Annotated in this window: 18 protein-coding genes, 1 tRNA gene and 1 pseudogene; all 20 read right to left on the bottom strand. The window is 38.0% G+C overall.

What is annotated here, in order from left to right:
- Positions 1-585, bottom strand: coding sequence for a Holliday junction branch migration protein RuvA (gene ruvA / locus ON09_RS06420; RefSeq protein ID WP_010600233.1), 585 nt, complete (start codon positions 583-585; stop codon positions 1-3).
- 52 nt (positions 586-637) lie between these two features.
- Positions 638-2,959 carry an NADP-dependent malic enzyme gene (locus ON09_RS06415; protein WP_010600232.1) on the bottom strand — a complete coding sequence of 774 codons (2,322 nt, stop codon included), beginning with the start codon at positions 2,957-2,959 and terminating at the stop codon, positions 638-640.
- A 317-nt stretch (positions 2,960-3,276) separates the two neighbouring features.
- On the bottom strand, positions 3,277-5,805 hold the full coding sequence (locus tag ON09_RS06410) for a phosphocholine-specific phospholipase C (RefSeq protein ID WP_010600231.1): 2,529 nt from the start codon (positions 5,803-5,805) through the stop codon (positions 3,277-3,279).
- Positions 5,806-5,968: 163 nt separating this feature from the next.
- Positions 5,969-6,268, bottom strand: a complete 300-nt coding sequence (locus tag ON09_RS06405; RefSeq protein ID WP_157258862.1) for a hypothetical protein — start codon at positions 6,266-6,268, stop codon at positions 5,969-5,971.
- A 135-nt stretch (positions 6,269-6,403) separates the two neighbouring features.
- The gene (locus ON09_RS06400; RefSeq protein WP_010600229.1) at positions 6,404-7,807 is read right to left on the bottom strand and encodes a lytic transglycosylase domain-containing protein; all 1,404 of its coding nucleotides are present in this window, start codon (positions 7,805-7,807) and stop codon (positions 6,404-6,406) included.
- A 46-nt stretch (positions 7,808-7,853) separates the two neighbouring features.
- Positions 7,854-9,204, bottom strand: a pseudogene (gene gatA / locus ON09_RS06395) (Asp-tRNA(Asn)/Glu-tRNA(Gln) amidotransferase subunit GatA).
- A 90-nt stretch (positions 9,205-9,294) separates the two neighbouring features.
- A complete protein-coding gene (locus tag ON09_RS06390; protein WP_010600228.1) occupies positions 9,295-9,495 on the bottom strand; it encodes a Sec-independent protein translocase subunit TatA/TatB in 201 nt (66 codons plus the stop codon).
- A gap of 12 nt (positions 9,496-9,507) precedes the next feature.
- On the bottom strand, positions 9,508-9,837 hold the full coding sequence (locus ON09_RS26590) for a Sec-independent protein translocase subunit TatA/TatB (protein WP_316927775.1): 330 nt from the start codon (positions 9,835-9,837) through the stop codon (positions 9,508-9,510).
- A 79-nt stretch (positions 9,838-9,916) separates the two neighbouring features.
- Positions 9,917-11,221: a murein hydrolase activator EnvC family protein gene (locus ON09_RS06380; RefSeq protein ID WP_010600226.1), complete on the bottom strand. Its 1,305-nt coding sequence runs from the start codon at positions 11,219-11,221 to the stop codon at positions 9,917-9,919.
- Positions 11,222-11,364: 143 nt separating this feature from the next.
- Positions 11,365-12,156: a DUF4292 domain-containing protein gene (locus ON09_RS06375; RefSeq protein ID WP_010600225.1), complete on the bottom strand. Its 792-nt coding sequence runs from the start codon at positions 12,154-12,156 to the stop codon at positions 11,365-11,367.
- Positions 12,134-13,051: a tetratricopeptide repeat protein gene (locus ON09_RS06370; RefSeq protein WP_029204152.1), complete on the bottom strand. Its 918-nt coding sequence runs from the start codon at positions 13,049-13,051 to the stop codon at positions 12,134-12,136. Before ON09_RS06370 ends, ON09_RS06375 begins: the two co-directional genes overlap by 23 nt.
- Before the next feature lie 25 nt (positions 13,052-13,076).
- Positions 13,077-13,829: a tetratricopeptide repeat protein gene (locus ON09_RS06365; protein ID WP_029204151.1), complete on the bottom strand. Its 753-nt coding sequence runs from the start codon at positions 13,827-13,829 to the stop codon at positions 13,077-13,079.
- A gap of 93 nt (positions 13,830-13,922) precedes the next feature.
- Entirely contained in the window at positions 13,923-14,357 is a 435-nt protein-coding gene (gene dut, locus ON09_RS06360) for a dUTP diphosphatase (RefSeq protein ID WP_010600224.1), read from the bottom strand.
- A 68-nt stretch (positions 14,358-14,425) separates the two neighbouring features.
- Entirely contained in the window at positions 14,426-15,559 is a 1,134-nt protein-coding gene (locus ON09_RS06355; RefSeq protein ID WP_394358213.1) for a lipopolysaccharide biosynthesis protein, read from the bottom strand.
- A complete protein-coding gene (locus ON09_RS26790) occupies positions 15,453-15,878 on the bottom strand; it encodes a lipopolysaccharide biosynthesis protein (RefSeq protein ID WP_394358212.1) in 426 nt (141 codons plus the stop codon). Before ON09_RS26790 ends, ON09_RS06355 begins: the two co-directional genes overlap by 107 nt.
- 179 nt (positions 15,879-16,057) lie before the next feature.
- Positions 16,058-16,342 carry an acylphosphatase gene (locus ON09_RS06350; RefSeq protein ID WP_010600222.1) on the bottom strand — a complete coding sequence of 95 codons (285 nt, stop codon included), beginning with the start codon at positions 16,340-16,342 and terminating at the stop codon, positions 16,058-16,060.
- Between the two features lie 53 nt (positions 16,343-16,395).
- On the bottom strand, positions 16,396-17,349 hold the full coding sequence (locus tag ON09_RS06345) for an NAD(P)H-dependent flavin oxidoreductase (RefSeq protein ID WP_010600221.1): 954 nt from the start codon (positions 17,347-17,349) through the stop codon (positions 16,396-16,398).
- Between the two features lie 127 nt (positions 17,350-17,476).
- Positions 17,477-18,643 (bottom strand): amidohydrolase family protein, encoded by a 1,167-nt coding sequence (locus ON09_RS06340; RefSeq protein ID WP_010600220.1) that lies wholly within the window; start codon positions 18,641-18,643, stop codon positions 17,477-17,479.
- 98 nt (positions 18,644-18,741) lie between these two features.
- Positions 18,742-18,814 (bottom strand) — tRNA-Thr (locus ON09_RS06335).
- A gap of 201 nt (positions 18,815-19,015) precedes the next feature.
- Positions 19,016-19,624, bottom strand: coding sequence for a GIN domain-containing protein (locus ON09_RS06330; RefSeq protein ID WP_010600219.1), 609 nt, complete (start codon positions 19,622-19,624; stop codon positions 19,016-19,018).
- Between the last annotated feature and the right edge of the window lie 416 nt (positions 19,625-20,040).

Raw genomic sequence — 20,040 nt, 5'->3', positions numbered from 1 at the left:
CTATAAATTTTTTAAAGCTTGTTTAATTAGTTGCTCTACCGAAAGCGTTCCTTCTGTTCCTTTTAAAATCTGATCAATAGTTTTTTCGGCGGTTTGTTTGGCAAATCCGAGCATTACCAAAGCAGATAACGCTTCATCTTTAACTGTATTGTGTTGAGGCATAGAAATTAATGAATCTGCGCCTTCTTTTTTTAATTTATCCTGTAATTCTAAAACCAAACGCTGGGCAGTTTTGGCGCCCAAGCCCTTAATGCGTTGAATAAGAGGTAAATCTGCTTTAACAATTGCGGTTTGAATTTCAACAGGTGTGATGGATGATAAAATCATTCTTCCTGTATTTGGTCCAATTCCTGATACCGATATGAGGTGTAAAAATAAACGGCGTTCGCCTTCATCGGCGAAGCCGTATAATGTGTGTGCATCTTCTTTAACATGCAGCCAGGTATACAATTTACACCTTTCTGCATCGCCCAAAGCGCTGTAAGTATTTAATGAAATGTTAATGTGATAGCCTATACCACCGGCTTCAACCACTACATAAGCAGGGTTTTTGAATGTTAGTTTACCATCGATATAGGCGTACATTACTTAATAATTTTTACGTGACGAATTTAGATCTGAAATAAATCCAGGCGATTTATTTCTTGTTTGTTTTTGTAAATATACCTTTTCGTTTTGATGTTCCTGCAATTTCTTCTTTGGCCTGAACATCTACCACTGCAATAGTAACCATATTTACAATCTCCCGTACCGAACTTCCTAATTGAACAATATGAACAGGTTTGTTTAAGCCTAACAAAATCGGACCAACAGCTTCTGCACCACCCAGTTCCTGTAATAATTTGTAAGCGATGTTTCCCGACTCCAGATTAGGGAAAACCAGCGTATTTGCAGGTTCATCAGCCAATCTACTAAATGGGAAATTATCTTTTAGTAATTCATTATTGATGGCAAAGTTTCCTTGCATTTCACCATCAACAATTACCTCCGGATGGTTTTTATGCAGCATTTTTACCGTTTCTCTCACTTTGTTTGGCGTAACACCATCGTTTGAACCAAAGTTCGAATACGATAATAAAGCAATGCGAGGTTTAATGTTAAATTGCTTTACTGATTTATCCAGTAACAAAGTGATGTCTACAAGTTCCTCGGCCGTTGGATCAACATTTACCGTAGTATCTCCAAAGAAAACCGGACCTTTTTTGGTCATCATCATGTACATACCTGCCACACGTTTTACGCTTGGGTCTACGCCAATTACACGTAAAGCAGGTTTAATGGTAGAGCCGTAATCTTTGGTTAATCCAGAAATCATCGCATCGGCTTCGCCAAATTCAACCATCGATGCACCGTAGTAGTTACGGTCTCTCAATAGTTTAGTAGCATCATTCATGGAAATTCCTTTACGCTGGCGTTTTTTATAAAGTGCATCAGCATATTGTTTGGTTTTCGCAGGATTTTGCATCTGGTCGATAATCTCTACCCCTTCCAACTCCAATGCATGCTCATCAATAATTGCCTGGATTTTTTCACGGTTACCCAGTAAAATCGGGATGGCAATGTTTTCTTCACGAACAATTTGTGCCGCCTTTAATATTTTGTAATTATCAGCTTCTGCAAACACCACACGTTTAGGATCTGATTTCGCTTTGGTCGTAATGGAACGCATAATCGCATCATCCAGGCCTAAACGTTTTCTTAATTCTTCTGTGTAAGCATCCCAATCGGTAATAATTTTTCGGGCTACACCACTTTCAATGGCGGCTTTAGCCACTGCGGTAGATACCTCTGTAATCAACCTGAAATCTACAGGTTTCGGAATAATGTAATCCTTACCAAATTTAAGGTTGCGGGCATTGTAGGCTAGGTTTACAGCCTCTGGAACTGATTTTTTCGCCAGTTCTGCAATGGCTTTCACCGCTGCAATTTTCATTGGCTCGTTAATGCTTGTTGCACGAACATCAAGCGCACCACGGAAAATATATGGGAAACCTAATACATTATTTACCTGGTTCGGATAATCAGAACGGCCGGTAGCCATAATAATGTCCTTACGGGTTTTAATGGCTAAATCATAAGCGATCTCTGGATTTGGATTGGCCATTGCAAACACAATTGGATTTTTTGCCATGCCCAAAAGCATCTCTGGAGTAATTACATTGGCTGCAGAAAGCCCGATGAAAACATCTGCATCTTTCATGGCCTGGCCAATATTACCAATATCTTTTCTGGTGGTGGCAAAACCCATTCTAATCTCGTCCAAATCGGTACGGTGAATATCAATAAGACCGTTAATGTCAAACATTACCAGATTTTCTTTCCTTACACCCAACGATAAATACATTTTGGAGCAAGAAACTGCTGCAGCACCTGCACCGCTCACCACCACTTTAATTTTATCAATTTTTTTCTTCTGGATTTCGATAGCATTTAACAATGCCGCACCAGAAATAATCGCTGTTCCATGCTGGTCATCATGCATTACAGGGATTTTCATCTCCTGTTTCAACCGTCTTTCAATTTCGAAACACTCAGGCGCTTTAATATCTTCCAGGTTAATTCCTCCAAAAGTAGGCTCTAAAGCCTTTACTATTTTCACGAAATCATCTACATTTTGTGTGTCCAGTTCTAAATCGAACACATCAATATCAGAGAATATTTTGAACAACAGGCCTTTACCTTCCATAACCGGCTTACCGGCTTCCGGACCAATATTACCAAGTCCTAAAACGGCCGTTCCGTTACTAATTACTGCTACCAGGTTGCCCTTAGCCGTATATTTGTAAACATCTTCCGTGTTATTTGCTATTTTTAAACAGGGCTCTGCAACTCCAGGAGAGTATGCTAAAGTTAAATCCCTTTGCGATGTTGTAGGTTTTGTAGGTACTACTTGTATCTTTCCCGGACGACCTTGCGAGTGGTAATCCAACGCATCTTGCTTTCTATTCGTATTACTCATTAAGTAACTTATTAGTGACGCCGCAAAGGTACAATTCTTTTACTAGGCAGAAAAACAAATATCCAAGCAAAATAGCTAATCCCCAATGCCTTTTACATCAGTATGTTTCAATAGAAAAGAAGCATTTTCATTTGGCCATTAATAGTTAGTAAAACAAGGGCAGTACAAGCAATGATTGTTCGCCCTTCTTTCCGCTTAATCTTTTTGTTCATTTTTTTAAGCACAGTACAATGTGACTGCAACAAAAAGGATATCGCTGCAATAAGGTTTAATAACAAAGGTTATTGCCATCAATTGCAAAACGCAAATCAAATCGCCTATACTCTTCCCATCAGTGGATCAGTGTAAGTTTCTTTTCCAGTTTCCATTCTGCCAGCAAACCTTTGTGCGAATAAACTATTGGCGGCAGTGGTGATCTCAAAATCGTACCAGCCGAAACTCGGTTTCAAATTTAAAATAAGAACCGCTTCGCTGTTTGCAGCTATATTTTTTTGGACAGCATTGGTTTTATATGCCAAATCATTCAACTGAATGTTTACTGCATTTTCACCACTATTTTTAATCAAAACCTTAATGTTTCCTGTCGGCGCTTTCGTTAAGCGATTGAGCTCATGTTCCGTTGAAATGGATAAAAGCGGATCGTTTGCCGTACCCATAAACTCCCGGTAAAAACCATTTGGTCCATTTAAACGAAGGTGGTATTTTCCATTCTCGAAAGATTGAAGTGGCCAACTGTAAGTGAGTTCATCATCCGCTTTTACTGCGAACGACCAGTTTCTGCAAACTTCTTCAAGTTTTTCATCTTTAAATTTTGCCGGAGCATAAACCGTAAAAGGCGCACCAGCAGAAGATTTCCCAAACAAGTTGGTTTGCGCAGCCATTTTGATTTCGAAGTGCTGTTTGTCTTTCTGCAGCATCCCTATACCTGACAGTTGATAAGGTAGTGCACAAGCTTTACGGATGCCTTTTTCCTGTTGCGACATCACCGAAGAAAAATTCAATGTTTTGGTTAGCTCTTTTATTTCATTGTCAGATAAAGCCCTTGATGTTGTGGGCTCTTCCTTAAATTTCGCATTGAAAATGGTTTCTACAAAAGCATTACGCTGTAAAAATGGTAATTTATCTGCTGCTGAATCAAATGGTGTAAAGGCAGAAGTTAAATTGCCGCAAATGGTTCTTCTCCATTCGCTAATGTTCTCTAGGCGAATATTTTTATTGTATTTGCGGTTCACAAATTCTTCCAGGAACTGCAGGGTAGAGGTGTGATCAAAAACCTGTGAATTCACTTTTCCTCCACGGCTCCATGGAGAAGCAATGAGCATAGGCACTCTGAAACCTAAGCCAATTGGCGCTTCTCTTGCGCCTTTCTCCGGTACGCCTTGCTTTAACTCATTTGCCAAACGCACATGCTCCACTTCGGTTTCAATCCCTTTAGAAACCTTCCCGGTTTCGGGTTTATTGTTATCCGGAATTGAAAATGGCACAACGTGATCATAGTAACCATCATTTTCATCGTAAGTAACAATGAAAATGGTTTTCTTCCACACTTCAGGATTTTGAGTTAAAATATCCATCACTTCCGAAACCAGCCATGCACCGTACCACGGGGCACTCGGATGATCGGAAAAATTTTGAGGACCAGCCAACCAGGAAACTGTAGGCAACTTTCCACTTTTTACGTCTGCCCGAAACTGGTGCAGTACATCACCTTTGGGAACGGTTACTTCTCTTTCTTTGCCGTTATCACTATATTTTATTGTAGAAACGCTTCTGTAATCCGGATCATTTTTATTCACTACAAAAGCACGATGAAACAAGCTTTTTTGCTCATCGGTTAATTTGGCGAAGTTTTTTTCATTCCACTTTTCTAAATCAGCTGTTGCATCATCCAGCGCCTTCATTTTATTTTTAAGGTCGTTCTGAATTTTCTTCGCAGCAGCATCGCTCGAAGGACTTTCCTCCTGAAGCTTATTAATCTCTCCCGGTAAAGTATCAACCAGCTTTTGAAGGTTTTCTACGTATTTATCTTTAAACTTAACATTGTAAGCTTTAAAAAACTCCAATAAATTGCAACCAAAATTGGCCAGCCATGCTCGTTCTTCGCCTTTGAAACCACCGCCGCAACTCGTTTCATTTTGATAAAACTTCCAGGCAATTTTGTTTTCTTCCAGCAATTCAGGGAAGGTTTTCCAAACATGTTTTCCGTAAGCAAAATCATCATTTCTGATATTCGCTTTTAAAATTCCATTTTCCTCATGGGTAATTTTTCCGGTCCAGAAGAAAGACCTGTTTGGGGTGGTACTGGTCATGCCTGAACAAAAGTTCTGATCGCAAACGGTAAAAGCATCGGCCAGAGCATAGTTAAAAGGCAAATCTTCGCGTACGTAGTGACCTAATGTTAGCGGCATGTGGGCGTAACTTTTATTGCCCGATTTTTTGGCGATGAGCCATTGATCGTATTTGCCCTGGTTATAAGCATCAACCTGACTGGCTCTTGAATGTGGCAATGAGCCCATCCAGGTTACTTTTGTATCTTTAATATTTAAACGAAACGGCGCATAGGTTTTTCCAGTGGCATCAGTTTGAAACCAAACAGGCTTTTGATCGGGCAGGCTAACCGCTCTTGGATCATTAAATCCACGAACGCCTTGTAAACTGCCAAAGGTATGGTCGAACGATCGGTTTTCCTGCATCAAAATGACTACATGCTCCGCATCAAGAAAGGTGCTGCCTGGAGCAGGATCGATAGCAAAGGCTTTTTGAATTGACGAAGGCATCACAGTTGCCAACCCTGTTGCGCCTGAAAGCAGTAAAGATTTACGTAAAAATTCTCTTCTGGTATCCATGTTCTGTTAAAATAATTTAAAGCAAATAAAAGTTATTTTAACACAATTTAAATAAACCGAAAGTTAATTGTATGTAAATCGATGATAATGTTACAGAAAAAGAGCAGTTAATTACACTTAGAAAAATTTGGAATTTTCCCTTTAAAGAAAGGTAAATTAACTATCAGTCGATTAGCCAAAGTATATTTTCTCGCTTTCTTAATAAATTATATTTAACCTCTACTTTAACGGGCAACGGGCTGTTTCTGATTCTTGATAAAGATCTTGAGTTCATGATCGAATGTCCTAAAACACAGGAATTACTATAAGTTCTTCCATTAACGGAAAAAACATAAATAAATTCGATTTTATCCGACACTGTGGTATTTCCTTGTGTTCCACTTTGGATATTGGCAGAGAACTCTGTTCTTGCTGTGATTTCACCAGTAGTTTTACCCGATTTGCCGATGCTATGCCAAAGCATTCCTATATAGGAAAGATTGAAACAAATGAATAATATCAAGAAAAAGGCAATAATGAATCCAGAAACCTGAAAAATTGATTTCCAATTGTAAAAATAGATATTGCTAACTTTTTTCAACTTACACTACTATAGTCGTTACCCTTTGCTAATTTTCAAAACCATTCCAGCCTGTAACCCAGCTTTGCTTAACTTGTTGTCTCGTCTGATGCTCTGCACTGTTGCGCCGTTAAATTTCTCAGCAATTTCCGATAAGGTATCTCCGGTTTTAACTCTGTAACTTAAAAAAGAGGCAGGTGCTTTAAGTGGCATCCTGTTTTTTGCAAAAACTTTTAATTTCTGTCCGGGAACGATGGTCTTGCTTTTTAGTCCATTCCAAACACGCAAGTCCTGCACTTCTACGCCATATTTGTTAGCTACCGCAGTCAGGTTTTGACCGGACGTAACTTTATGATAAACTACTGTGCTTGATGAAAATGGCTTTACTGCTTTTTTACGTAAATCTCGTACATCATCGGTACTGGCCTGGATGACCTGCATGCTTACATCAAGATCAGTATTGTACAAAACCTCATAAACATTGGCGTAATCAATATCTTTGAGTTTAGGCATTACAATACGCTTAGGTTCATCTTCCGTTCCATTTACGATCTTTTTCTTATATGCAGGGTTGAGCGCAAAAAGTGCAGTTTCATCAACATTTAAAGCCTGGGCCAAACTGGTTAGTGAAACAAATCGACTGGTTTGAACCGTATCAGTTTTCAGAAACATGTTACAAGCCTGTGCCGTAATCTGGTGATGTTTGGAATAATTCATTACATACACCGCAGCAATAAAGGCCGGAACATAATTCCTTGTTTCTTTTGGTAAAAACTGTCTAATCTCCCAAAAATCTCTGGAATTGGCTTTTATCATGGCCCTGGTTACATTTCCCTTACCGCAATTATATGCAGCAATAGCCAAAAGCCAATCACCAAGTTCTTCATAAGCATCTCTGAAATATTGTGCCGCAGCGTAACTTGCCTGAATGGGATCTTTACGTTCATCAACAAAATTATCCATCTTTAAGCCATAAGCTTTACCGGTGCCAAACATGAACTGCCAGATACCTGTGGCACCCACCCGCGAGATGGCGTGAGGATTCATCTGTGATTCAACAATTGTTAAATATTTTATTTCCTGCGGAATATGGAAATCATTTAATGCCTTTTCAAAAATGGGGAAGTAGTAATTGGAAAGCCCCATCATTTTGCCAAACATATCCTTGCGTTTAGCATAGATATCAATATACTGCTGCACATATTCGTTATAGGGCAAAGGAACCGTTTTCACAATGGAATCCAATCTTAGCTTGTAAATATAATTTTGCCCCATCATCAATGGGTTTTCGTAAATTAAGGGAACAGCTATGGTATCCGTATTGATAAAAATATTGTTCTGCTTTTTAGCAAGACTATCTAATTTTAAGATTTGTTGCGCATTTGAAAAGGAAACATTAACAAGGAAAGCACAAATAGAGGTAAAAAGTAGTTTTTTAATCATGGGCTATTTCAATGATGATTTCGGATCCCAGACTTTGGACTCCGGACTAGCTTAATAAAAATGCCTGAGAAAAAGCCAGAAGCTTATCTTCCTCAAAATGTTTGGCTGTAAATTGAATACTTAACGGCAAACCTTCCGAATTATTGCCTAATGGTAAAGCAATCGCCGGATTGCCGCTTAATGAAGGCAATACTGTAAAAATATCGGCCATATACATCACTAAGGCATCTTGCACATGATCGCCAATTTTAAATGCAGGTGTGGGTGCTACCGGAGATAAAACCAAATCATAATCTATAAAAAGGTTATCCATTTTTTCTCTGATTAACCTACGCACTTGCTGCGCTTTTTGATAGTAGGCGTCGTAATAACCAGCACTAAGCACAAATGTTCCAAGCAAAATTCTACGCTTTACCTCTTCGCCAAAACCTTCGGCACGTGATAATTTATAGAGCTCCGTTAATGATTTTGCTTCCGTATTTCGGTGCCCATAATGCACACCATCATAACGCGATAAGTTCGAAGAAGCTTCTGCTGTGGTTAAAATATAATAAGCAGGAACGAGGTAATCTAAAAGATCAAAAGAAACATACTCAACAGTATGGCCATCGGCCTTTAAAGCCTCAATTGATTTTAAAATAGCTAATTTAATTTCCGGATCGAGCGCATCGCTTTCGATCGTCTCTTTTAAAACGGCAATTTTTTGTTTTTCCTTTTTTTTCAAGAAGCGATGGGTAGTCTGGAACTGCTAAAGGTGAAACAGTTGAATCATTTTCATCTGCGCCAGCTAACACCTGTAAAAGTATTGCGGCATCTTCAACAGATGATGTAATAGGACCCACCTGATCAAAAGAAGACGCGTAGGCAATCACGCCATATCTTGAAATTCGGCCGTAAGTGGGTTTCAGACCAACCTGACCACAAAAGGCAGCAGGTTGCCTTACCGAACCGCCGGTATCAGTACCCAAAGCAGCTAAACACATATCTGCCTGTACCGCTACAGCCGATCCACCAGAAGAACCACCAGGAACCAATTCAGGATTGGCTGCATTTTTTGCAGCTCCGAAATATGAAGTCTCATTAGAGCCACCCATGGCAAATTCGTCACAATTTAAGCGGCCGATAATAACCGCATCTTCTTGTAATAACCTTTGCACAACAGTTGAAGAATAGGGTGAAACAAAACCATCAAGCATTTTCGATGATGCTGTAACAACATGGTCTTTGTAGCAGATGTTATCTTTGATGCCAATAACCATCCCGGCAAGTTTCCCTGCCGTACCATTTTCTATCTTTTGCTGTACCGCTTTAGCCTGAGCTTCTGCCGAATAAAAAAACACCTCGTTGAATGCATTGAGGTGTTCATTTTCTTTAATTTGCTTAAAATAATAAGCCAATAAATCGGTTAATGTTAGCTGCTTTTGCGAAATGAGCGTTTGTATCTCTTTAAGAGAGCTGTATTTCTTCAAAACTAAAAATTATTGAAATTAAATGGTTTTATCACGGTTTGAAGGATCAACCTGATCGCCATCAACACCATCTTTACCATCTTTAAATTCTTTAACACCTTTTCCTAATCCTCTCATCAGTTCAGGAATTTTTTTACCACCAAACAATAACAAAACCACTACAGCGATAATGATAATTTCTGGTGTTCCAAGCATTGCTGCTATTGTTGTATTTAACATTAACTTTTTTGTTTAAACTTTTTGATTGTCAGTTACTGTTTCATCAATGGGATTAACTGAGGGATGAGGTTTGCTCAAATCCGGCCCCACTTTTTCATCAACCGGCGTTTCTTCGGTTGGGTGGTGGCGTTGATTGTTATTATTTGCAACAGTCTCTTCTGCTTCTTCTTTGTCTAAATCCATCGCATTGATGTTTCTATGGATTTCACGCTTCACACCATCAGATGCATCTTTAAATTCTCTGATCCCCTTTCCTAAGCCTCTCGCTAATTCAGGTAATTTTTTACCTCCAAATAACAAAAGAACCACCACTAAAATGAGTACGATCTCTGATCCACCCATGTTTAAAAATTCTAATAACGTGCCTTGATACATCACTAATCTATTTTATACAAATATAAACAATTTATAACTGTCTGTTTTATTTACTAATCCAGGCTTCAGGGTTTAAAACGGCATTTCCTCTTCTTACCTGGAATTTTAAGATGGCATCATCACCTGTATTGGCTACAACTCCGATGGTTTGTTTTGTATCTACATTACTTCCTGTGCTCACCGAAACATTTCTTAAGTTTTGATAAACCGTAATGTATTCACCATGCATAATAATCACTACCCCACGGCCCTGGATATATTGAACCAAGAGCACCTTACCTGCAAAAACGGCCCGAACTGCGGCCCCATCGGCAGTAGTAATATCTATTCCATCGTTTGTATAAGAAGCCTGGTCTACTTTATGTAATCCGAAGCGTTCTGTAACCGTACCTGTAGCCACGGGCCATGGTAACCTTCCTCTATTTCCTTCAAAACCGGCAGATAAACGGGCAGCTTCTGGTGTGGCCGTCAATGCTTCACTTGTGGTTTTTTCTCTAACAACCGGCGCTTTTGTTGCTGCTGGTGCAGGTCTGTTTTCAGCTTTAGCTCTTTCAGCTGCTGCTTTTTCCTCAGCCGCACGTTTCGCTGCGGCTATCCTTGCTTCCTCCGCTGCTTTTCTTTTTGCCGCTTCAATTGCCCGCTGAATGGCTGCACTAATGGCGGCATCAATTTGTTTCTGTTGCCTTCTTCTTGAAGCAATATCTTGCGCAAACTGTTTTTCCTGCTTGCTGAGTTTACCCAGAACAGCAGACTGCTGATTTTTATCTTTACCTAAACGCTCTCGTTCTTTTTCCTGCTCTCTTAAAAGCTCACTTTTTTCACGAAGGGTTTTATCTAAGACCTTAATTTTGCCATTCAGATCTTGCTGGGTGTTTTCAATGTAACCCGCCTGCTTTTTACGATATTGACTGAATTGCTGTAAATACTTAATCCGTTTGTAGGCCTGGTTAAAATCTCTGGAAGCAAAAACAAACATCATTTTATCATATGAGTTTCTGTTTCTTTGCGCAAAGCGGATCATGCCTGCGTATTCCTTTTTAAGTTCGCCTAACTGGCCTTGTAGTGTATGTACGGTATTCGTGTTCTGAGAGATTTGATTATCAAGATTTTTAATTTCGGAGTTGATGGTTCCGATTTTTTCCTGACGCAGACGAATTTGGGCATTAATGGTATTGATTTGCTGTAAAGTTAACTTTTTACCACTTGCAGCTTTATTCAAATTCTTTTGAAGCTGTTCAATTTCACGTTGTATAGCTTCTTTTTTTCTTCTTAATTGACTTTCAGTTTGCGCTATGGCAGAAAACGCAAAAACGCTTAAAAACAGGATGAATACGAGTTTATGTAGCTTCATTGAGCCAAAAGTATAAAAATTTTACAGGAAAAAATATTAAAATTGAGATACTTATACCTTAACAGCCTAATCGTTAATGATCTTCATTCATTCTTCATCAAGCCGTAGAAAGCTCAACCAGGAATAGCGAAATCATTATGATATTATTTAATTACCGTATATCTCTTTGGAACACTAAACGGAAAATCAACCGGAACATTGCCGTCTATTTTTACATATTGTAAATCGATGTTGATTTTTTTAGCACCAGATAGCGTATTAATTTGCAATGCACTTGGAAAAAGTGATTCGTTTAATTTCTGATAATCGGTATAATTGACTTTTAATGCCTGTCCGTTTTTAGAATCGTTAAGGTTTGTTTCCGAAACTTTTAACAGCGTATTGAAAAGCAAACGATAATCCAGTTCCTGCTTTCTTCCCGAAACTACCCAAACCCCGTTTTCCTGCTTCACATCAGATTGAGCAGTTAAAAACTCACCCATGGCATTTCCAGTTAAAATGCTCTGTAGTGTATTAAAGTTTACCTGTTTATTGGTGAAAGTGTAAATGTAGCTAAATGGTTTTTTTACATATTCGCTTTTTAACCTGTTCATAATTTTAATGCTGTCAGGTGTAATTAAAGCCCGGGCTACTTCTGCTAAACCGCCCAATGCGGTAATGCTTACCCAAATGGTTTCCTTGTCTTTCATCTTGAAATTCATGGTAACTTCATTGGCATCGCCAGAAATATTTAAGTTTGCTTTTGCCTTTAACGATAGCGTATTAAACTTTAGCTGCTTGTTGTTAAGCGTAGCCAAAGCTTCTGCTTTTGTATTATCGGCAGGTGCTTCAGTAGGTTTTGTTGGTGCTGTAACAATTTCTTTTTTTGGTTTACAAGCAGTTGCAAAAACAATTGTTCCTAAAATTAGAGCGCTATTTAAAATATTTCTTTTCATTAATTTTTTTATTTAAAACTTCAGAATGGTTGCCTGCTTCTTTTGCCTTTTGCCATTGTAACAGTGCGGCATCTTTTTCACCTTTCATGTACAGAATATCGCCATAATGCTCCAGATAAACACCATTCTTATAGGTATTGTTTTGAAGCGCTTTTTCGATCCAGGTTTTGGCTAAATCATACTTCTGTTGCTTGAATAATATGAATGCGTAAGTATCAGTAACAGATGAATTTGTGGGCATTGCATTAGCAGCAGTTTCTGCGTATTTTGCAGCTTTCGTTAAATCATCATTCTTTAGTGCCAGATAATAGGCATAATTATTCATGATGAGGTAATTATCAGGTTCGATACCAATTGCTTTTTCAAAAGCAATCTTCGCCTGATTGAAATTATTTTGATTGATAAAAATATCTCCCTGAAGGGCATAAACCTGAGCTTGCAAACTTTTGTTATCCGCATCTAACTGCAATGCTGATTTTAAATTGTTTTGAGCCTGATCCAACTTATTGGTTTTATATTGTGCATAGGCCATGTAATAATATAAACTCGCTTGGTTCGGATAAATGGTTAGTGCTTCATCGCCAACTTTTACCGCTTCATCATAATGACCAATAAGCGTTTGGATGTTAATAATCTGTTCCCAAACCACATAAACCTGATCATTTAGCTTTAGTGCCTGCTGATATTGCAATAATGCCTCTTTCAATTTATTTTGCTGGTAAAGTACATCACCGTAAAGGGCCAAAGCTTTTGCATCTCCGGGATTTTGAGTTGCCACGATTTTACTTAACTCGGTTAAATTTTTAGCCACAACGGGTTGATCTATTCTCGGAAATAATGCAGCAACAATTTTTACCTTTTCAGTTAAGGGCATATCATTGCTTTCGAAAGCCATTTTTAGTGCTGAAAATGCTGCATCGTCATTTTTTTTGCTTACGATAAATATCAGCTAAAGCAAGATTTACCTCAAAGTTGTTGGGTTCTAATTGCTGGGCTTTTGACAACACTTTCAGCGCCTCAGGATAGTTTTGTTTTTGCAATAGCAAGCCAGCGGCATAAAGATAATTTTTAACATCGGCCTGATTGCCTTCAAGCAACTTTACAATATCACTTTCAGAAGCTGATCCGTTAGATTGTAATCGCTTCCGGGCCGTTGCAAGATCCCTTGATTCGCCAAATTTGATTTCAATTTGATCATAGATCTTTTTGGCTTCCTCGCTTTTGTTAGACAGGAAAAGCGCATTCGCCTTATCAAAATAATATCCATCATTTTCAGGATTGATGCGAATGAGTTGTGAAAGCACTTCTACCAACTCAGGCATTTTATTATTGCGTTTATAAACTTCGCCGAGCAACCGATAGTACCATTGATTATTGTGGTTTAATTTAATGGCTTGTTTAATGTTTTCTTCAGCTTCAGGAAGTTTATCTAATCTGATATTTGCATTAGCCAACTCATAAAAAGCAGCGTGGTTATTCGCATCCATACCCACAATCTTACTAAAATTGCTGACCGCCATTAAATAATTGTCAGCCATTTTCTCTCTCAAGCCTGCAAAAAACAACTGCTTAACCATGTTGCTGTCTCTGCTTGCAGTTGAAACCACAGGCATTTGCCCAAAAGTTTTTAGGCTAAGGGTTATCGCGATGAGAAAAATAACTGCTTTATTCATATTTTAAAGAAATGAAAAAATGAGTAATTGACCGAATGAAAGAGTTTGCAGGTTGCATAAACATCCACTCATTTAAACTCATTTATTCGAAATTTAACCTTTCCCGGTGTGCCCATAACCGCCTTCACCTCTTGCCGTTTCACCAAGCACATCAACAGCCGCCCACTCAACAGTTTCGTGTTTAGCCACAACCATTTGTGCTATCCTATCTCCATTAACGATTTTGAAATCCATATCTGATAAGTTTACCAATAAAACTTTTAGCTCTCCACGATAATCTGCATCAATGGTTCCTGGAGAATTGACGATGCTGATTCCATGTTTATAAGCCAAACCACTTCTCGGACGGATTTGTGCCTCGTAACCCACTGGCAATTCAATAAACAAACCAGTTGGTACCAATAGCCTTTGTAGCGGTTTTAAGGTAATATCTTCTGAAATTGATGCCCTTAAATCCATTCCTGCAGCATGAGCTGTTTCGTACTGTGGCAATGGGTGGTCGGATTTATTGATGATTTTAATCTTCATGTGGGTTATCATTCTTTAAAAAGTGCTACAATAAAAAAGATGATTTATAAGTCTCAAACTTTATAATACTAGGATCCTTTTTTTAGTAGGTTTTTTATATTGTCTTTCTCGAAATAAATTATTCCTGCCAAAAATACGATTAGAATGGCGTTGCCAATGTAAATATTACGATGAAATATCCAGAAAGATAAACCAACAAAAATGACAGAAATTATGATATAAGCACTCATTGATTTCAGTTTATAGGGTATTGGGTAGTGTTTTTGTCCCAACCAGTAAGAAATGGTCATGATAATAAAGTATGCGAACATTGATACCCATGCAGAGCCCATGTAACTGTATTTGGGAATGAGTATAATGTTCATCACAATTGTGAATACGGCACCTACCAAAGAGATGTATAAGCCATATCTGGTTTGATCTGAAAGGCGATACCAAACTGATAAATTCATGTAAATGCCCAGGCAAACATACCCGAAGAGCAATACAGGAACCGCATTTAAACCCTCCCAATATCTCGAATCAATAAAATGTTTTATGATTTCAATATTGGCAGTTAACCCAAGAAATAAAATAGATAATGCCAATACGAAATAATACAAAATGGTGGCGTAAGTTTGCTTTGCATTCTCGTTTTTAGCGTGACTAAAAAAGAAGGGTTCGGCACCCAATCTGAATGCAGTATTAAAAATGCTGATGAAAACGGCCAACTTACACACGGCGCCATAAATACCTACATCATGATTGGCAATGCTATTTGGTAGATATTTACCTAATAAAATCTTATCAAGATTTTCATTTATGATGAAGGACAAATTCGCAACCAAAACTGGCCAGCTATAGCCAAACATATTGTAAAACAAACTTTTACTAAACTTTAATCGAAGCTCCAAAAACTGCGGTATAAGCATAACAAGTGTAATCACACTTGCAATTAAGTTTGCTACGAATACATAACCAACCCACCTGCCTCTATACCAGCTAGCTAACCAGTCGGCTAAAATGTGATGTTTAATGAGTAGGGGTAAAACAAATATGAATATTAAATTGAAGCCAATAAATGTTCCTATGTTTAGAAATTTTATTAAACTATATTTAAAGGGTTTTCCATCGGCTCTTAACTTGGCAAAAGGAATAACACTTATAGCATCTACGAATAAAATCCAAGCAAAAAAAATGTATATATGATTTTTGATCTGCAAGGCCAGAAATGTTGCCATTTAGGGTGTATTTTGCTAAGAAATCTGTGAATACTAATGCCGTAATTAAAAACAATGTTGAGATGAATGCAATAACTAAAAAACTGTTATTGTAAACCTCTTGTTTTTTGTCTTCGTGTTTATTTAAATATCTAAAAAAAGTGGTCTCCATCCCGAATGCCAATATGGGATTGATGATAGAAACATAACTAAACATCTTAGTGAAAACGCCATACACGCCTGGAGCAAATACTGTGGTGTAAATAGGTGTTAAAATGAAGTTAAACAAACGTGAGAGAATGGTACTAATTCCATACACCATTGTTTGACCCAGAAACTTTTTATATACTGACAAGAGGATTTTTGGTTTTAGATTTACGATTGTAGATTGGTTCGGCCAATTTATAATTTTTAATCTGTTAATTTATTTTACACGATCTCGCTATTGATTGATTTTAGGTATTGAAATCGTAAATCTTCAATCTAAAATCGTAAGTATGTTTACCACAGCAGGTTTTTTTTCACCACTTCGAAATTCTGGAAATTTTTAAGTTCGCCCTCGGTCACTTCTACGTTTTCCACTACCGATTTATCAGGTCCTTCTTTACACCAGTCTACAAAGGGCTCCAATATAAACGGTTCAGCTTCTGCTTCAATATGAACAGACCCATCTTTTTCATTTTTCACAAATCCTTTTATACCCATTTGATCGGCCACTGCTTTTGTACTTGCCCTAAAAAATACGCCCTGCACTTTGCCTACTACTTTAATATTGAGATGTTTCATTGATAATGAGGTTTAACACATTTTATGTTGCAAAGTTACTAAACCCATACGCATTAAATGGTCACATCGTATAAATCTCTAAATGATTTTAATCCCGATAGGTATTCCTGCCAAATTTCCTGTAATATCTCTCTGGCTGGTTTAATTTTATTCAGCATGGCTGATACCTGACCAATTTCAAGTTCGCCATTTTCCATATCCCCCTCAAACATGCCGAGCTTTGCTCTGGCTCTTCCCAACAACTCCAATAATTCAGTTCGATCAGCTCCCGCTGCTTCTGCCTGGGCGATGGAGTCGGCAAATTCATTTTTTAATAATCTTACGGGTACAAGCTTTTTCATGGCCAGTTTTGTATCGCCCTCGGCTGAAGAAATAATTTTATTTTTAAACGATGGGTGCGCCGATGATTCCTCTGCGACAGCAAAAGCAGAACCAATTTGAACTGCATCGGCTCCTAATGCAATGGCCGCCAACATCGATTTTCCACTTCCAATTCCACCAGCAGCAATTACGGGGATATTTATGGCAGCTTTAATCATGGGAATCAAACATAGCGTGGTGGTTTCTTCGCGTCCATTATGTCCGCCGGCTTCAAAGCCCTCTGCAACAACAGCATCAACGCCCGCCTCCTGAGCTTTCAATGCGAACTTGGTGTTTGCTATGACATGAACTACTGTAATTCCTTTTTCTTTAAAAATTTTGGTCCAGGTCGTAGGATTGCCAGCAGACGAAAAGACGATCTTGACGCCTTCTTCCAATACCACGTTAATGATTTCCTGAATATTTGGGTACAAGAGCGGGATGTTTACCCCAAATGGTTTATCTGTTGCATGTTTACATTTCTGGATGTGTTTTCTTAACACTTCCGGGTACATGGAGCCCGCACCGATAATGCCTAAACCACCAGCATTTGAAACGGCCGAGGCCAGTTTCCAACCGCTACACCAAACCATTCCGGCCTGGATAATTGGATATTTGATATTAAAAAGTTTGCAGATAGGGTTCATAAGCAATTGCTTATTTAAAGAAAATGTGCTTGAAGAGAATGAACAATGATAGTCTCATCCTTAAATTTTCCATATATTCAAAACTACGTAAAACTTATGGTTGAACAATAGAATATATTTTGGCTTGTTAAACCAGTTTAATCACTTGATCATTTTCAATTTTAAAATCTTCTGATAGCTGGATAAGATTCAAACCTGGCTTTTTACCAACTTCGATACTGCCAAACAAGCTAGATAAACCTAAAAATTCTGCTCCGTTTATGGTTGCCCATTGCAAAAGATTTTCAAAGGATACATTTTTATGTTGCTGCAATGTTTTCATTTCTGATAGAATATTCAGCTGCTTATTACTGGCCAGGCTATCTGTTCCCAGCGTGATTTTAACTTCTTCATCAATGAGCAGATCAATATCAGGCAACAAATTTTCGATATACAAATTAGCCTGAGGGCAAAGGCACCAATATAAATCCTGATGGCTTTGTTTTGCGAATATGATGTCTGCCTTGCTTGAAACAGTATTGTGAACTAAGAGTGTTTTTTGTTTTTTGATAAATGGCAGCCAACTCTGCAAAGAAGTTTTGCCTGTAGGTTTAAAAAATTCGATATCTAAACCAAGGAATTTATAGAGCGCTAAAAAGCCACCCGATTTATCCTGAAAGAAATCATTTTCATTGGTGGTCTCCTGATTATGAATGCTAATCAAAGCATCCTCTTTTTCTGCCGCTTCATTTATTAAAGCAAAAAGTTGTGGCGAAACAGAATAGGGTGCGTGTGGCACAACAGAAGCAGCCAAGGGCGTGAACTCGTTTTTTATTCCAGTGGCATACTCCATTATTACGTTTGCCCTTTGCGGATTAAAACCCATCGCCTCTACAAAAGTGTGGTAATAAATTTTACTACGTTGTTTAATTTCTTTCGATGCAGTTTGATTGGAGATATCAGCGACTGCAACAATGCCATTTTCGAACATTTGCTTATCAGCGTTTCGCATGGCCATATCAATTTTTTCGGCATCTGCTTGCCTGCTGCTAATAATTTGCTGTACAAAAGCTACCAAACCTGTACGCTGTGGAATTTGGGCTAACATGTGCGAAAGTTCCAGATGGCAATGGGTGTTGATAAAACCTGGAACAATAGCGCCAATAAATTTCTCAACGATTACATCAAGTTTTTCAACTTCATCTGCGGTAAAAATTTCTTTTATTTCACCGTCGTGATCAACAGCAATTGCGCCGTTTTTTATGGGTAAATCATTTACCGGAAAAATCCAATCGGCAGCCAAGTATTTAAGCATGAAACAAACTTAAGATTTTTGATTTGTAACGCAGCAAAGAAGTAAAATGCTTAAGGAATTTTAGATATGATTTCAATCTACAATCGTAAACTAAAAAGAGCCTCCTATCGGAATCGAACCAATGACCTACTGATTACAAGTCAGTTGCTCTACCAGCTGAGCTAAGGAGGCTTTTAATCGGGCTGCAAGTATAGAAAAAATTATTCTTTTGATAAAAATTTTTTAGAATTTTTTTATCTAAGCTGATGATTTCATTGCTCGTAATCATCGCTAACAGGCATATTGATCGAATATTCCAGCCTAATATACAAGCCGCTAAACAAAAAAAGCCACCATTAGAGGCAGCTTCCTGTATATTTAAAATCCGGATGATTATTTTGCTAATGTCATTGCCGTTTGATCTGCTGTCATTAAATCATCAGTGATGAAAGATTCAGATTTGCGGCTGGCAAAATCGGCTAATTTCACGTTTTTCATATTGCTGGCAATCATTGTGCTTTCTACAGCTGTACCATTCAATTTCAATACGGCATCTTCTTTAACAACTGTGTACAAACTTGCAGCAGTGGTTTTAATTTTTGCGGTAGCACTCTGGTATAAGAACAATTGCAGGTTTTTTACTGCAAAATTATTACTTGTAACCACCATCGATTGGCCATAAGCTTCCACTCGTTCGAGGTCTTTAACGGTGATATTCACTGTAACTTGTTGCGACTCCATTGACTGGATGTAAAGCGTATGTCCGTTACTAAATACCGAAGTTTTAGTAGCATCATAATTTTCAGAACCTTTAATGTGTTCTTGATCACCTTGTGTTAATACTACTTTTACATTTCCGCTTACCCAAATGCGTTTTACATTTTTAACGGATGTAGTTTTTGCCAGTGGAGCTGAATCGGCCGCATATGTAGTGGCTACTGATGAAGCAAATAATACTACTGTTAATGCTGTTGCGAATAATGTTTTGGCTAATGTTTTCATGACTTTATATTTTAAGTTTCTTAATGTTTTCTGATAATAAGACGGCAACAGGTACCAAACGTTTCAGTCAGAAACGCGGTAATATACCAGTAGCAAGAGCCTATAGACCAACGCCTGTAATTCCTCGACGAAAAAGTGTTGGTAAAAGAAAGATCTTAATAAAATAGCAGCTGAAATACACTCCAATCTATTCAATGGGCGAAAAACTTGTAGTAATTACCCCCAATGTGTGGAGAAAGTCTACAACTAAAGAATTTTGGCAAATATTTAATCTGCTGAAAATAAATGAATTAAGCTTTTGTGCCCGCTTTGGCACCATTATGAAACCATAGCAAGTATTGTTACAAACATTAAATTTTAAATATCATACTATGAAAAAGTTCATTTTATCAGCTACATTTTTAGCGTTCGCAGGA

The sequence above is a fragment of the Pedobacter agri PB92 genome, from assembly GCF_000258495.1.
GTDB classification, from domain to species: Bacteria; Bacteroidota; Bacteroidia; order Sphingobacteriales; family Sphingobacteriaceae; genus Pedobacter; species Pedobacter agri.
Note: the sequence above shows the minus strand (reverse complement) of the source record. Positions and strands in the feature narration are given on the sequence as shown.